We start from the raw sequence: 14,637 nt of genomic DNA on the forward strand, positions 1-14,637 counted from the left end.
CCGACCGCCTTCGCCACGCCGCTGCGCCGCCACGCCGCCACGCCGCCACGCGTGGCGCGCTCCCCGCAGGCCCTCCGCGCCGGAATACTGCGGCCATGCGCATCCTGATCGCCACCGCCGGGTCCCGGGGGGACGTGGCGCCGTTCGCCGGGCTCGGGGTCCGCCTCCGGGCGGCCGGCCACCAGGTGGCCGTCGCCACCCATGCCTCGTTCGCCGAGTCCGTCCGGGCGGCCGGACTGGAGTTCCGGGCGCTGCCGCTCGACCCGCGCGCCGAACTCGCCTCCGCACAGGGGCAGCGGTTGCTGCGGGCCGGCAGTGGCGCCGGGGCCATCCTCCAACTCCTGCGCCTCGGCCGGAAGTTCATGCCCGCACTGGGCGACGGCATCGTCGAGGCCGTCGCCCTCGGCACCGACGTCCTGCTGACCACCGGCACCACCAGCGCGCTGGGCCAGGTCGCCGCCGAGGCCGCCGGCGTCCCCATCATCGAACTGCTCCTCCAACCCCTCGACCCGACCCGGGAGTTCGCGCCCGCTGTCACCGGCACCCGATCGCTCTCCCGGCCCGGCAACCTGCTCGCCGGGCACGCCGTGCAGACCGGGATCGACCAGCTGTTCGCGCCCGCCGTCCGCGGGCTGCGCCGCAGGCTCGGCCTACCGCCGCAGAGCATCGCCCGGGCCCGCCGCCACCGCCCCGTCCTGCACGGGTTCTCGCCGACGGTGGTCCCCCGGCCTGCCGACTGGCACCCCCGCCTGGACGTGGCGGGCTACTGGTGGCCGCCCGCCCAGCCGGACTGGCAGCCCCCGGCCCGGTTGCTCGACTTCCTCGGCGCGGGGCCGCCGCCGGTCTTCGTCGGCTTCGGCAGCCTCGTGGTGGGCGATGCGGAACGGCTCACCGCGACCGCGGTCGCCGCCGCCCGCTCCGCCGGGGTGCGGCTCCTGCTGCAGTCGGGTTGGAGCGGGTTGTCCGCCGAGGACTCGGACACCGTCCTGACCATCGGGGACGCCCCGCACGACTGGCTGTTCCCCCGGATGGCGGCCGTGGTCCACCACGCGGGCGCGGGCACCACGGCCGCCACCCTCCGCGCCGGAACTCCCAGCATCCCCGTTCCCGGCCAGCTCGACGCGCCCTTCTGGGCGAGCCGACTCACTGCCCTCGGCGTCTCCCCCGGCCCCGTCCCGCTCCGGGCCCTCGCCCCCGCCCGGCTCGCCGCCGCGATCCGCAGCGCCCTCGACAACCCGCACCACCTCGCCCGCGCACAGTCCGTCGCCGCCACCCTCGCGAGCGAGGACGGCACCGCGAAGGTCCTCACCGCCGTGGAACGCGCGGCGGCGGCGGCCGGGTGACAGGGAACAACGGAGAGCGAACAGATGACAGCCGACAGATTTCGAAAGCTGTCTGCTGTCAACTGTTCGCCGTCGGATGTCATCCACCCGCTGTCGTGCACCCCCTGTCACTCACCGGCCACCACCTGCCCACGGTCACTCCGCCGCCGCCCGCCGCCGACCGCCTGCTGCCCGCCGCCGCGATCCGGACTGACCGCCCAGGAGGCCGGCGAGAAGGACGTAGACCACCGACGCCCCCGCGAGACCGACCGCCCAGCCGTAGTCGGCCAGGGGTTTGAGGAGGGGGATCAGGCCGTCCGCCGGGAAGGGGCCCTGCTTCGCGCCGTGGGCGTCGACGGCCGAGTAGGAGCCGCCGACGGCCAGCAGGCCGCCGACCAGCAGGGCCGTGACGGCCCGCCAGTTCCACCCCCCGGTGTACCAGTACGCCCCGCCCGGGCGGTAGAGCTCGGCGAGTCGGAGGCGGGTGCCGCGCAGCAGCCAGTAGTCCGCGATCAGGACACCGGCGACGGTGCCGAGCAGCCCGCCGACCACGCCCAGCCAGGTGAAGATGTAGACGTGCGGATCGGCGATCAGCCGCCACGGGAAGATGGCGATGCCGACCACGCCCGTGATCAGCGCCCCGGTACGGAAGTTGACGAACCGGGGCAGGAGGTTGGTCAGGTCGTAGGCGGGCGAGACCACGTTGGCGGCGATGTTCACCGACAGCGTCGCGACCAGGACGGTCAGCAACGCGAACAGGATGCCGACGGGGCTCTCCATCTTGGCGGCGAGCTGGATCGGATCCCATACCGGTGTGCCGTAAACGGCCTGGGAGCCGGAGGTGACCAGCACGGACAGGAACGCGAAGAGCGTCATCGTCGTCGGCAGGCCGAGCGCCTGCCCCCGGATCTGGGCCCGCTGGCTGCCACCGAAGCGGGTGAAGTCCGGAATGTTGAGCGACAGAGTCGACCAGAAGCCGATCATGCCCATCAACGACGGGAAGAAGACCTTCCAGAACCCGCCGCCCCACCCCAGCGTGGACGGCTGGTCGAGCAGTGGGCCGAATCCGCCCGCCTTGACGGTGATCCAGGCCAGCAGTGCGAGCGCGCCGACGATGACGAACGGCGCCGCCCAGTTCTCGAAGCGCCGCAGCGCTTCCATCCCCCGGGCGATGATGGCCATCTCCAGCAGCCAGAACAGCAGGAACGAGAGCCACTGCGTCCACGGGTAGCCGCCCAACTCCCCGGCTGTGCGCCAGGACTGGCCGAGCAACTTGCCGGCCAGCAGGAAGATCCCCTCGCCGCCGATCCAGGTCTGGATCCCGAACCAGGCGCAGGCCACCGCCGCCCGGAGCAGGGCGGGCAGGTTGGCGCCGCGCAGCCCGAAGGAGGCGCGGGCGAACACCGGGAAGGGGATGCCGTACTTGGTGCCGGCGTGCCCGGTGAGCAGCATCGGTACCAGCACGATCAGGTTGGCGAGCGCGATGGTCAGCACCGCCTGTTTCCAGTCCATACCGATCGCGACCAGGCCCGAAGCCAGGGTCCAGGACGGGATGTTGTGGGCCATGCCGACCCAGAGGGCGAGGAAGTTGTACGTGGTCCAGGTGCGCCGTGCCACCGGGACCGGACGCAGGTCGTCGCTGGTGAAGCCGTTGGGAGGCAGATCCCCGGCGGACGAGTCGAGTTCGACCCGGCCGTCGGGGTACTGCCGCTGTCTGCCGCCGTCGGTCGCGGTGTCGGGCATGGGTAACTCCCGTCTGCTGCAACTGGGATCACATGGGGATCGGGGTACCACGGGACGGAGCGTCGGGCGGTCACGGCGTCACGGGATCACACGTGCGGGATGACGTCCGTCCCGTAGGCGTCGATGGTGGCCTCGATCGCGTCGTGCATGGCGTAGACGGCGAACTGGTCGACGCCGAGCGAGCGGAGTTCGGCCAGTCGGGCGCGCTGCGCCTCGGCCGGGCCGATCAGGCAGAAGCGGTCCACGATCTCGTCGGGGACGAAGGTCGTGTCGGGGTTCCCGGCCCGCCCGTGATGGCTGTAGTCGTACCCCTGGCGGCCCTTGATGTAGTCGGTGAGCGCCTCCGGCACCAGGTCGGAGTGCTCGCCGTAGTGGTTGACCAGGTCGGCGACGTGGTTGCCGACCATCCCGCCGAACCATCGGCACTGCTCTCGGGCGTGGGCGAGCGCGGCCGGCGACTCGTCGGCGGTGACGTAGGCCGGGGCGGCTACGCAGATGGTGACGGAGTCCGGGTCGCGGCCCGCTTCGACGGCGGCGGCCCGCACCGCCTTCACCATGAACTCGGTGAGGTAGGGGTCGGCCAACTGCAGGATGAATCCGTCGGCTTGCTGTCCGGTCAGCGCCAGCGCCCTGGGCCCGTACGCGCCCATCCAGATCGGCAGCGACGCGTCCGGGCCGACCCACGGCAGGTGCATCTCGGTGCCGTCCACCTCGACGGTGCGGCCCTCGGCCAACTCCTTGATGGCGTGCATCGCTTCGGAGAGCCGGGCGAGGGTCGCGGGGCGGCGCCCGGCGACCCGCATGGCGCTGTCGCCGCGGCCGATCCCGCAGACCGTGCGGTTGCCGTACATGTCGTTCAGCGTGGCGAACAGGGAGGCGGTGACCTCCCAGGTCCGGGTGGAGGGGTTGGTGACCATCGGGCCGACGGTCAGGCGTTCGGTCTCGGCGAGGATCCGGCTGTAGATGACGAAGGGCTCCTGCCACAGGACACAGGAGTCGAAGGTCCAGCCGTGGCTGAACCCGGCCTGCTCGGCGCGGATCATCCGGTCGATGAGGAGGCGGGCGGGCGGGTCGGTCTGCAGGACGAGGCCGATGTCCATGGGTGGCTCCGAGAAGGGATGGGCCGCCGCCCGACCGCCGGTCTCGGGCCCGGGCGGCGGCAGGTTGACAACGGGGAACGGAAGGTTGACAGCGAGGGGCCAGGCAGCAGCGGATCGGCCGGCAGGAGGCCTGGGGACGGCGCGGACAGCGGGGACGGCAGGGGACGGCAGGGTCAGACGAGGTACTGGCAGGTGTCGCGGCGCAGGAACGTGCCGTGGCCGGCCCGGCCCAGCCAGTTGCCGTCGTCCAGCACGACGGTGCCCCGGGAGAGCACCGTGCGCGCCCGGCCGGTGAGCCGGCGGCCCTCGTACGCGGAGTAGTCGACGTTCATGTGGTGGGTCGCGGCGGAGACGGTCTGCACCGCGGTGGGGTCGTAGACGACGAGGTCGGCGTCGGCGCCCGGCGCGATGGTGCCCTTGCGCGGGTGCAGCCCGAACATCCGGGCGGGCGTGGTGCAGGCGATCTCGATCCAGCGGCGTCGGCTGATGTGCCCGTCCACGACGGCCTGGTGCAGCAGGTCCATCCGGTTCTCCACGCCCGGCAGCCCGTTGGGGATCTTCGAGAAGTCGCCGCGACCGAGTTCCTTCTGGCCGGCGAAGCAGAACGGGCAGTGGTCGGTGGAGACGACCTGGAGGTCGTTGGTGCGCAGCCCGCGCCAGAGCGCCTCCTGGTGCTCGCGCGGCCGAAGGGGCGTGCTGCACACGTACTTGGCGCCCTCGAAGCCGTCGGCGCCCTCCTCGGCGAGGTTGTCGGTGGAGAGGAAGAGGTACTGGGGGCAGGTCTCGCCGAAGACGTTGAGCCCGGCGTCGCGGGCCTGGGCGAGTTCGGCGAGCGCGGACGCGGCGGAGACGTGGACGACGTAGAGCGGGCTGCCGGCGACCTGGGCGAGCTTGATCGCCCGGTGGGTGGCCTCGGCCTCCAGCAGTTCGCGGCGGACCTCGCCGTGGTGGCGGGGGGCGGTCTTCCCTGCGGCGAGCGCCTGTTCGACCAGCACGTCGATGGCGATGCCGTTCTCGGCGTGCATCATGATCAGCCCGCCGTTGGCCGCGCCGCGCTGCATGGCGCGAAGGATGCGGCCGTCGTCGCTGTAGAAGACGCCGGGGTAGGCCATGAAGAGCTTGAACGAGGTGGACTCGCCGGAGTCGACGAGCGTGTCCATCTCCTTGAGGACGCCGTCGTTGACGTCGGAGACGATGGTGTGGAAGGCGTAGTCGATGGCGCAGTTGCCGTCGGCCTTGGCGTGCCAGGCGTCCAGGCCCTCGCGCAGCGAGCCGCCGACCGGCTGGACGGCGAAGTCGACGATGGTGGTGGTGCCGCCCCAGGCGGCGGCCCTGGTGCCGGTCTCGAAGGTGTCGGAGGCCGCGGTGCCGCCGAACGGCAGCTCCATGTGGGTGTGGGCGTCGACGCCGCCCGGGATGACGTAGTGGCCGGTGGCGTCGAGGACGGTGTCGGCGCTCCACGCCTCGGCGGCGGAGCTGCCGGTGGTGGCGAGGGCGGCGATGCGCTCGCCCTCGATCAGGACGTCGGCGGGGAGTTCCTCGGTGGCCGTGATGACGAGGCCGCCGCGGACGATGGTGCGCCGGTGCGGGTCGGGGGTGGTCATCTCGCTGCTCCTCAGGCCTCGGCGAGGGGTCCGTAGGCGTCGGGCCGACGGTCGCGGTAGAACGCCCACTGCTGGCGGACCTGTTCGATCAGGCCGAGGTCGAGGTCCCGGACGACGAGTTCCTCCTCCTTGTCGGAGGCGACGTCGCCGACGAACTGGCCGCGCGGGTCGACGAAGTAGGAGGTGCCGTAGAAGTCGTTGTCGCCGTACTCCTCGGTGCCGACCCGGTTGATGGCGGCGACGAAGTACTCGTTGGCGACGGCGGCGGCGGGCTGTTCGAGCTGCCAGAGGTAGGCGGACAGACCGCGGCTGGTGGCGGAGGGGTTGTAGACGATCTGCGCGCCGGCCAGGCCCAGGGCTCGCCAGCCCTCGGGGAAGTGGCGGTCGTAGCAGATGTAGACGCCGACCTTGCCGACGGCGGTGTCGAACACGGGCCAGCCCAGGTTGCCGGGCTTGAAGTAGTACTTCTCCCAGAAGCCCCTGACCTGCGGGATGTGGTGCTTGCGGTACTTGCCGAGGTAGCTGCCGTCGGCGTCGATCACGGCGGCGGTGTTGTAGTAGACGCCGGTCTGCTCCTCCTCGTAGACCGGGACGACCATGACCAGTCCGAGCTCGCGGGCGAGGTCCTGCATCCGGCGCACGGTCGGACCGTCGGGGACGGCCTCGGCCCAGCGGTAGTGCTCGGGTTCCTGGACCTGGCAGAAGTAGGGGGAGTTGAAGACCTCCTGGTAGCCGATGATCTTCGCACCCTGGGCGGCGGCCTCCCGGGCGTACCGCTCGTGGAGCGCGATCATGCTCTCCTGGTCGCCGGTCCAGCGGGTCTGGACGAGCGCGGCACGGACGATCTGCGACATGGGTACCTCCGCAACTCCGCGGCCCGGCCGTGCGGTCGGGCCCGCGGTATGAGGGTTGACGGGGCGGGTCTGACCCGCGGATCCGCTCGGGGATCCGCATGGGTCTACGTGCGTAGAAAGCGATCTCTAGACCGTAGGCCGGGCCTCGGTGGCCTGACAATACGTCGGCGGAAACACGTCTGGGGCGATCTTGTCGTGCGGACACGCGGGAGGTCCCGGGTGGGATGAAAGGCACATCTACCCCGTGAGTGCCCTCCTTACTCATTCGAGTGAACCGAGGCGTTCCGGGTGCGGGGCCGGTCATCGCCGGGTAGGACGCGCCCGAAGATCACTGCCGGTCTCAGCCCGCAGTGTTTCCAGACGAGTTCGGTGGGCCGGCCACGGGGACCGGAGCGGCCGCACGGGGGGTGACGGATGACGGCGGTGACGAAGGACGCGGCGGGTACGGCGCATCCGGCGGCAGGCGGGGGCCCGGCGGAGCGGCCGCCCGCCCCTCCCGCCCTGCCCGCCTGGGCAGGGCTGCTGCTCGCGCTCGGTGCGCTGCTGCCGGTCACCGTCGGCGCGCTGCTGTTCCAGCGTCGGGCGCCCGACGTGCGGGACGTCGCCCTCCAGCTGGCCGGCTCCCGCGCCGCCGCCGAGGCGGTGGTGGGCGGGCGGGCCTCGGACTACCTGGCCGCGCTGCGGGCGGACGTCTGGCTGACCGGGGGCTACGCGCTGACGCTGGTGGCCGCCGCGCTGCTCGGCGGGTACCTGCTCGGGCGGTCGCGCCCCCGACCCCTGGCGCTCGTGCTCGGCGGCGCGGGACTGCTCGCCGCCTGCTGCGACCTCACCGAGGACGCACTGCTGCGCGCCGGACTCGACGGCTTCGGCGCCCACGGCTCCACGGGCCCCACCAGTCCCGCCGGCTCCAGCGGCGGCGCCTCGGACGCTCCCTTCGCCGCCGCCACCGCGTTCGCCACGGTCAAGTGGCTGCTGCTCCTGCCCGCCGGGTCGGTCGCGCTGGGCGTCCTGGTCGTCACCGCCGCCCGGGCGGCACGCGGGCTCCGGCCGTCGCGGGCCGGCACATCCGGCTCCCCCGCGGCCAGCGGCTCCTCCGATCCACCGGAGCTGATCCCACCGTGGCCGACCACCTCGCGACACGGGACGCCGACAGCCGGAGCCGGCCGGTCGCCGCGCCCGCACCCGCCGGGTGCCGCGCCCGCGCCCGAGCGGCACGCCCACTGGCGCGACGCCTCCCGGGTGCCTCCCGGCCGCGAGCCCGGCGGGCTCGGGTTCTGTGCCTCGGGCGGCGGGATCCGCTCGGCCTGCGTCACACTCGGCGCACTCCAGGCTCTGCGGCCCTGGCTGAAGCGGGCCCGCTACCTGGTCTCCGTCTCCGGCGGCGGCTACACGGTCGGCGCGCTGCAGCTCGCGCTCAGCGACTCCGCACCCGACAGCCCGGTGCGCGCCGTCTCGGGCCTCACCGCCGACACCGTGATGGAGCCCGGCTCCCCCGAGGAGGACCACCTCCGCCGGCACGGGAAGTACATCGCCGACGGCGCCCACGAGTGGCTGGTCGCCCTCGGGACACTGCTGCGGGGCGTGCTGTCGGCCCTCACCCTGCTGCTGGCCGCCGTCCTGGTGCTCGGCCTCGGGCTCAGCCGCTTCTACCACGTCGTCCCGCTCACGGACCTGGGCCACCTGGCGGCCGTCGGCCTGCGCCGGATCGGTGCCCCGCCGGGGCCGTTGGCGCTCCGCCGACCCGCGGTCGCCGCGCTCGGCACACTGCTGGCGGCAGCCGCCGGGTGCTGGCTGCTGTGGCTGCTGGCCTTCCCCCCGCTCGGCTGGCACGCCCTGCTGCCGCGACTGCTCCGCCGCCTCTACTTCGCCGCGCTCGGGCTGGCCGGCCTGCTGGCCGTCGGGGTGCTCGCCGTCCCGGGGCTGGCCTGGGGGGCGGTGCGGCTCCAGCAGGCGCTGTCGGCCGGCCCCCGGCTGACGGGCGCCGGGCTCAGCCTGACCGTCGTGCTCAGCTACCTGGCGCTGCTGCCCGGCATACTGTGGCGCGACCGCCGGGCGATCGGCCGGGGCGCGGCCGCGATCGGCGGTGCGCTGCGCCGCACCGGTCGGCCGGGCGGCAGCCTCCTCGCCGACCTCCCCCGGTACGCGGTGGTGTGGGCGGCCGTGCTGGCGCTGACGGCGGGTGCGCTGCTGGCCCTCGGCTGGGCCGTCGCCACCGGGTACGCCTGGCCGACGGCCGTCCAGGTGCTGCTGCCGCTGGTGCTCGGCGCGGTCGGGCTCAACCTCGACCAGACCTGGATGAGCCTGCACCCGTTCTACCGCCTGCGGCTGGCCTCGGCGTTCGCGGTCCGCCGGGTCACCGAGGGCGGTCGGTCGGCGGCCCGCCCGTACCGGTTCTTCCAGGAGCAGACCTGGCTGAGCCACTACGGCGCCCGGCACCCCGACTTCCCGCAGGTGATCTTCTCCGCGGCGGCCAACCTGTCCGGCAACTCCCGTACGCCACCGGGCCGCCGGGCGGTCTCCTTCTCGCTCTCGCACGACTACGTGGGCGGCCCGGACGTCGGCTACGCGCGCACCGACGTGCTGGAGCGGCGCACCCGGCGGCACATCGCCCGGGACCTCACCGTCCAGTCCGCGATGGCCGTCTCCGGGGCCGCGTTCTCCTCCGCCATGGGGCGTGAATCCCGCGTCTACCAGGGGCTGTTCGCGGTCACCAACGCACGCCTCGGCACGTGGCTGCCCAACCCGGCGGTGCTCGGCCCGGACTGGTCCGGCACCCACGACTGGCGCCGCCCCGGGCAGCCCGCAGTCCGTCGGCTCCCGTACCAGCTGCGGGAACTGACCGGCCGCTTCCCGGCCGACGACCGGTTCCTGCTCACCACCGACGGCGGCCACTACGAGCGGCTCGGGCTGGTCGAGCTGCTGCGGCACCGGGTGCGCACGGCGGTCTGCATCGACGCCAGCAGCGACGTCGACCACCCCGCGGCCCTGGCCGCCGCGATCACCCTGGCCCGCGAGGAGCTGGGCGTCGAGATCGGGCTGCACCAGCCGGAACTGCTGCTCCGCGGCAGCGCCGCTGCGCAGGGGCCCTGCGCAGCGGACGACGGCTGCGGCGGCCGACCACCGTTGCAGGGGCTCGCGGCGCAGCTGTCCGCCCGGCTCTCGGCCCGAGCGGTGATCACCGGCGACATCCGCTACCCGGACGTGACCGACGGGCCCGAGTCCGACCGGCGCGGCCGGCTGATCGTCCTCCGCGCGGCGCTCACCCCCGACCTGCCCTACGAGCTGCACGCCTACGCGATGGAGAACCGGGCCTTCCCGAACGACGGCACCAGCGACCAGTGGTTCGACCACCGGCAGTTCGACGCCTACCAGTCCCTCGGCCGCTACCTGGGCGAGCAGGCCGGGCCACTGATCGAGGAGGCCCTGGCCACTGCCGCTACGGCCGCGGAAGGCTCCTCGGTCGGGGAAGGCACCGCGGCCGCGGAAGGCACCGCGCCCCCGGAAGGCACCGCGGCCGCGGGCGCCGCCGCACCGGTGCCCCCGCCGCTGCCGGCGCAGCCGCCCGGCGGTACCGCCTCGGGGCCGTCCGCCGCCGCTCCCCCGGCTCCGCGCCGTCAGGCCGACGGGTAGCCGGCCGGTCGTTCGCGGTGTCGCCGACGGGCGCCCCCGCACCGGGTACGGACCTCGACTGGCCGCCGGCCCGGCTTGACTTCGTCCGGTTCGCTCGGGAAGGATCCGGCGCATGGAATCCGGCGCCACTCTGGTCTGCCGCCTGCACGTCGATCTGCGACGCCAGGCGAGTTCCATCTGTGCCTGTTGACCTTGCACTCCCCCGCCGCTCCCGCCCTGTGAATCCTGCCAGGGCCCGCGCCGCGCACCCGCACCCGCAGTTCTGACCTCCCGCCCCCGCACCGGCGCATCCGTGCGCGCCGGGCCGTTCCGTCGGCCGAGCGCCCGCTCACCGCCACCGGAGCCGGGGCCCACCCTGCCGACGTTCCCGCCGCACCCGAGGACGCCTTGATGAGTCTGAACACGAGCCTGGACCTCGCCTCCGAGGCCCCGACGCCCGACTCGACCGCCCACACCACCCAGGCCGACCCCACCTGCCCCGCCGACCCCACCGCCCGGACCACGGAAGTCGCCCGGGCCGCCCCGACCACCATCGGGGCAGCGGAGGCGGCAGAGACGGCCGGGACTACCGAGGCCGAACGGGCGGCCGAGGCAGAACAGGCGGCCGAGGCAGAACAGGCGGCCGAGGCCGCGGGGAAAGCCCGCACCCGGGAAGCCCACGCCCCGCTCACGCCCAGCGCCCTGCGGACCGTGGTCCGCGAGCTGGCCGAGCGGCCCGAACGGTGGATCCACCTCGTCCGCCTGTCCACCGACGAGCGCTGGTACCGGCGCCTGGTGGCCGAGGACGACCACGAGGTGTGGCTGATCAGCTGGCTGCCCGGCCAGTCCACCGGCTTCCACGACCACGGCGGCTCCCGCGGCGCCTTCGCCGTGGCGCTCGGGGAGCTGGAGGAGCTGTCCCTCGGCGGTCCCGACCAAGGCCTGCTGATCCGTCGGATCCAGGCCGGCACCGCCCGCGCCTTCGGCCCCGAGTACGTGCACGATGTGCGGAACACCGGGTCCGGCCCCGCCGTCACCCTGCACGCCTACTCGCCGCCGCTGGACTCGATGGCGCACTACGACCTGCGGGCCGGAGGGCTCGTCCCCACCTCGGAGGAAGGACCGGAGCAATGGTGACCACGATCGACGACCTGGTGGAGCGGGCCCGCGAGGGCGTCCACCGCCCACGTGCTCGGGAGGCGTACCAGGCCCAGCTGGACGGAGCGCTGCTGGTGGACATCCGCCCGGCGGCGCAGCGGGCCGCCGAGGGCGAGATCCCCGGCGCGCTGGTCATCGAGCGCAACGTGCTGGAGTGGCGGCTCGACCCTACGGGCAGTCACCGGATCCCCGAGGCCTCGGGCTACGACGTCGAGGTGGTCGTGGTCTGCTCCGAGGGCTACGCCTCCAGCCTGGCGGCCGCCTCGCTCCGGGAGCTGGGCCTGCACCGGGCGACCGACCTGGACGGCGGCTTCGTCGGCTGGGCGGCCGCCGGGCTGCCGACCCGTCAGGGCGGCTGAGGCAGGGGCCGCGCAGCAGGCGCAGGCCGGGCGCACTCCCGCGGCGGGCGGGCCCCCGGCACGCGCCGAGCGGTAAATCAGAGACAGGAGATGATGCAGGTCATAGTCTGATCAGAGTTTCCGCAGGTCCGAACCTGGGCAGCCAGGCGGGCGGAAGAACGCCCGGGCGGCTGGTACGACAGGCGCCACCACAACCCGCACCAGCGCTTGCCCCGAACCGCCATCAACCGAACGACCGACCGACACAGGCGCCGCCTCCGCGGGGCGCCCTGACGAGGAAACACCCCGTGATCAGATTCGAGGGCGCCGGAAAGCGCCACCCCGACGGGACCGTCGCCGTCGAGGGCCTGGACCTTGAGGTCCCGACCGGCCGGATAACCGTCCTGGTCGGACCGTCCGGCTGCGGCAAGACCACCCTGCTGCGCATGGTCAACCGGATGGTCGAGCCCACCTCGGGCCGGGTGCTGCTGGACGGCGCCGACGTCGCGAAGCTGGAGCCCGCCAAGCTCCGGCGCGGCATCGGCTACGTGATCCAGCAGGCCGGACTCTTTCCGCACCGCAAGGTGATCGACAACATCGCCACCGTCCCCTACCTGCTCGGCTGGGACCGCAAGAAGGCCCGCGCCCGGGCCGCCGAACTGCTCGAACTGGTCGGCCTCGCGCCCGAGACCGCCAAGCGGTACCCGTTCCAGCTGTCCGGCGGCCAGCAGCAGCGGGTCGGCGTGGCGCGCGCGCTGGCCGCCGATCCACCGGTGTTGCTGATGGACGAGCCGTTCAGCGCCGTCGACCCGGTGGTGCGCGCGGGACTCCAGGAGGAGCTGCTGCGGCTGCAGTCCGAGCTGCACAAGACAGTGCTGTTCGTCACCCATGACATCGAGGAGGCCGTCCGGCTCGGCGACCAGGTGGTGGTGCTGCGCGAGCACGGCCGGGTCGCCCAGCTGGCCGACCCGCACACCCTGCTCACCACCCCCGCCGACGACGGCGTGGCCGCCTTCCTCGGCCGCGACCGGGGACTGCGCGGCCTCGGCCTGCGTCCCGCCCGCGCCGTGGCACTTCGCCCGGTGAGCGACGGACTCACGTACGGCGGGTGGGAGTTGGCGCTGGACGACGAGCGCCGCCCGATCGGCTGGATCGACCGCGACGCGGTCTCCGCCGAGCTGCACCCGGCCACCGGCTTCCGGCCCGACGTCGACACCCTGCGCACCGCGTTGGACGCCGCCGTCCTCTCCGCCTCCGGGGTCGCGGTCGCGCTGGACGCCGACGGCCGCGCCACCGGCACGGCGAGCCGCGAGGCCGTCCTGGCGGCGCTCCGGCCCGAGGCCGGCGGTCGCGCGAGCGCCGCCGCCGGAACCGGCCAGGTCGGCGCCGACACGGACGGGGCGGACGACGCGGGCAGAGCAGTCGGGGCGGACGGAGCCGACGGTGGACGATGAACCGATCGTCCGCTGGTACTGGATCGGCGACCACCTCGGCTACCTCGGCCACCTGCTCGCCGACCACGCCGTGATCGCCCTCGTCCCCGTGCTCATCGGACTGCTGCTGGCCATCCCGCTCGGTCTGGCCTGCACCCGCTTCCCCCGGCTCTACCAGCCGCTGTCCGCCGTCTTCAACATCGTCTACGCGCTGCCCTCGCTGGCCGTGTTCGTCGTGCTCATCCCCTACACCGGGCTCGCCACCCAGGCGACGGTGATGATCCCGCTCACCTTCTACGCCCTCGCCGTCCTGCTGCCGACCACCGTGGACGGGCTGCGCGCCGTCCCGGACGCCGTCCGGCAGGCCGCCACCGCGATGGGGTACGGGCCGTGGCACCGGCTGACGTCGGTCGAACTGCCCGCTGCCGTCCCGTACCTGATCGCCGGCCTCCGGGTCGCCGCGGTGTCCAGCATCTCGCTGGCCAGCGTCGGCGCGCTGGTCGGCCGCGGCGGGCTCGGCTACCTGTTCATCGACGGTTTCCAGCGGACCTTCCCGACGCCGATCCTGGCCGGCATCGTGCTGATCGCCGTCCTGGCGCTGGCCGTCGACCTGGTGCTGGTGGGCGCCCGGCGGCTGCTGGCGCCCTGGGCCGTCCGGGAGAAGGGGGCGGGTTCGTGAACTGGCTGAACTGGCTGGGCGACTTCTTCACCGCCCCGGACCACCGCAGCGGCTCCGACGCGATCGTGCACCGGGTCACCGAGCACCTGCTGCTCTCGGGCGAGGCCCTGCTGTTCGCGGCACTGATCGCCGTCCCGCTCGGGCTGCTGATCGGCTACACCGGGCGCGGCGTCACCGTGGTGACCGCGCTCGCCGGTGCCGCCCGCGCCCTGCCCACTCTCGGCCTGGTGACGCTGGCGGTGCTGCTCGCCGGGGTCGGCGACACGGCCGTGCTGATCCCGCTGGTCGCGCTCGCCGCGCCGCCGCTGCTGGTGGCCGCCGTCGAGGGGGTGCGCGGCACCGATCCGGACGTCCGGGACGCCGCCCGGGGGATCGGGCTGACCCACCCGCAGGTGCTGTGGCAGGTCTGCCTGCCGTCGGCCGCGCCGACCATGCTGGCGGGCTTCCGCACCGCGACCGTCCAGGTGATCGCGACCGCGACGGTGGCCGCCTACGTCGGGCTCGGCGGCCTCGGCCGCTACGTCATCGACGGCCTGGCGACCCGCCGGTACGCCGTGACGGTGGGCGGCGCGCTGCTGGTGGTGCTGCTCGCGGTCGCCGCCCAGCTGTTCTTCTCCCTCCTCGCCCGGTTCGCGCTCCCGCCCGGGGTGCGTGCCCAGCGCCAGGACCGCTGAACGGCCCCGAACGCCCTGCCGGATGTGCTGTCGAACGTGCTGCCGCACGCTCTGCGGCGCCGCCTGCCGAACTTCCTGCTGAACCGCTCGCTGAAAGCCCTCTCCCATTCCCTCCGGAAGGAC

Annotated in this window: 12 protein-coding genes; 8 read left to right on the top strand and 4 right to left on the bottom strand. The window is 73.8% G+C overall.

The genetic code is table 11. The features are described 5' to 3' along the window. Positions 1-95: 95 nt before the first annotated feature. Positions 96-1,343, top strand: a complete 1,248-nt coding sequence (locus IF30_RS0108560; protein ID WP_030234292.1) for a glycosyltransferase — start codon at positions 96-98, stop codon at positions 1,341-1,343. Between the two features lie 135 nt (positions 1,344-1,478). Here the strand turns inward: IF30_RS0108560 and IF30_RS0108565 are convergent, their stop codons facing one another. From IF30_RS0108565 to IF30_RS0108580, 4 genes are all read right to left on the bottom strand, one after another. Beyond that, positions 1,479-3,065, bottom strand: coding sequence for an NCS1 family nucleobase:cation symporter-1 (locus tag IF30_RS0108565; protein WP_051709509.1), 1,587 nt, complete (start codon positions 3,063-3,065; stop codon positions 1,479-1,481). 86 nt (positions 3,066-3,151) lie between these two features. Beyond that, complete coding sequence (locus IF30_RS0108570; RefSeq protein ID WP_030234297.1) at positions 3,152-4,165, bottom strand: TIGR03842 family LLM class F420-dependent oxidoreductase; 1,014 nt, start codon at positions 4,163-4,165, stop codon at positions 3,152-3,154. 173 nt (positions 4,166-4,338) lie between these two features. Beyond that, positions 4,339-5,769: a dihydropyrimidinase gene (gene hydA, locus IF30_RS0108575; RefSeq protein WP_030234301.1), complete on the bottom strand. Its 1,431-nt coding sequence runs from the start codon at positions 5,767-5,769 to the stop codon at positions 4,339-4,341. An 11-nt stretch (positions 5,770-5,780) separates the two neighbouring features. Beyond that, complete coding sequence (locus tag IF30_RS0108580; RefSeq protein ID WP_030234304.1) at positions 5,781-6,623, bottom strand: nitrilase-related carbon-nitrogen hydrolase; 843 nt, start codon at positions 6,621-6,623, stop codon at positions 5,781-5,783. 414 nt (positions 6,624-7,037) lie between these two features. Between IF30_RS0108580 and IF30_RS0108585 the strand changes: the two genes are divergently transcribed. The 7 genes from IF30_RS0108585 to IF30_RS0108610 all read left to right on the top strand — a co-directional run bounded on the left by IF30_RS0108585 (position 7,038) and on the right by IF30_RS0108610 (position 14,514). Next, the gene (locus IF30_RS0108585) at positions 7,038-10,253 is read left to right on the top strand and encodes a hypothetical protein (RefSeq protein WP_051709510.1); all 3,216 of its coding nucleotides are present in this window, start codon (positions 7,038-7,040) and stop codon (positions 10,251-10,253) included. Positions 10,254-10,365: 112 nt separating this feature from the next. Further along, positions 10,366-10,443, top strand: a complete 78-nt coding sequence (locus IF30_RS50765; protein WP_107054354.1) for a putative leader peptide — start codon at positions 10,366-10,368, stop codon at positions 10,441-10,443. A 200-nt stretch (positions 10,444-10,643) separates the two neighbouring features. Continuing rightward, positions 10,644-11,369 (top strand): cysteine dioxygenase, encoded by a 726-nt coding sequence (locus tag IF30_RS44980; protein ID WP_078891228.1) that lies wholly within the window; start codon positions 10,644-10,646, stop codon positions 11,367-11,369. Further along, on the top strand, positions 11,363-11,749 hold the full coding sequence (locus tag IF30_RS0108595) for a rhodanese-like domain-containing protein (protein WP_030234311.1): 387 nt from the start codon (positions 11,363-11,365) through the stop codon (positions 11,747-11,749). The genes IF30_RS44980 and IF30_RS0108595 overlap by 7 nt, the downstream gene beginning before the upstream one ends. Before the next feature lie 287 nt (positions 11,750-12,036). After that, a complete protein-coding gene (locus tag IF30_RS0108600; protein ID WP_078891229.1) occupies positions 12,037-13,182 on the top strand; it encodes an ABC transporter ATP-binding protein in 1,146 nt (381 codons plus the stop codon). After that, positions 13,172-13,840, top strand: coding sequence for an ABC transporter permease (locus IF30_RS0108605; protein ID WP_030234316.1), 669 nt, complete (start codon positions 13,172-13,174; stop codon positions 13,838-13,840). Before IF30_RS0108600 ends, IF30_RS0108605 begins: the two co-directional genes overlap by 11 nt. Next, positions 13,837-14,514, top strand: coding sequence for an ABC transporter permease (locus IF30_RS0108610; protein WP_030234317.1), 678 nt, complete (start codon positions 13,837-13,839; stop codon positions 14,512-14,514). The genes IF30_RS0108605 and IF30_RS0108610 overlap by 4 nt, the downstream gene beginning before the upstream one ends. The last annotated feature ends 123 nt before the right edge of the window (positions 14,515-14,637 follow it).

The organism is Streptomyces sp. NRRL S-350, assembly GCF_000719705.1.
GTDB lineage: Bacteria > Actinomycetota > Actinomycetes > Streptomycetales > Streptomycetaceae > Kitasatospora.

Coding starts and splice junctions, on each gene's coding strand:
- IF30_RS44980 (WP_078891228.1), top strand. CDS start 10,644: ATGAGTCTGAACACGAGCCTGGACCTCGCCTCCGAGGCCCCGACGCCC.
- IF30_RS0108565 (WP_051709509.1), bottom strand. CDS start 3,065: ATGCCCGACACCGCGACCGACGGCGGCAGACAGCGGCAGTACCCCGAC.
- IF30_RS0108570 (WP_030234297.1), bottom strand. CDS start 4,165: ATGGACATCGGCCTCGTCCTGCAGACCGACCCGCCCGCCCGCCTCCTC.
- hydA (WP_030234301.1), bottom strand. CDS start 5,769: ATGACCACCCCCGACCCGCACCGGCGCACCATCGTCCGCGGCGGCCTC.
- IF30_RS0108580 (WP_030234304.1), bottom strand. CDS start 6,623: ATGTCGCAGATCGTCCGTGCCGCGCTCGTCCAGACCCGCTGGACCGGC.
- IF30_RS0108595 (WP_030234311.1), top strand. CDS start 11,363: ATGGTGACCACGATCGACGACCTGGTGGAGCGGGCCCGCGAGGGCGTC.
- IF30_RS0108585 (WP_051709510.1), top strand. CDS start 7,038: ATGACGGCGGTGACGAAGGACGCGGCGGGTACGGCGCATCCGGCGGCA.
- IF30_RS50765 (WP_107054354.1), top strand. CDS start 10,366: ATGGAATCCGGCGCCACTCTGGTCTGCCGCCTGCACGTCGATCTGCGA.
- IF30_RS0108560 (WP_030234292.1), top strand. CDS start 96: ATGCGCATCCTGATCGCCACCGCCGGGTCCCGGGGGGACGTGGCGCCG.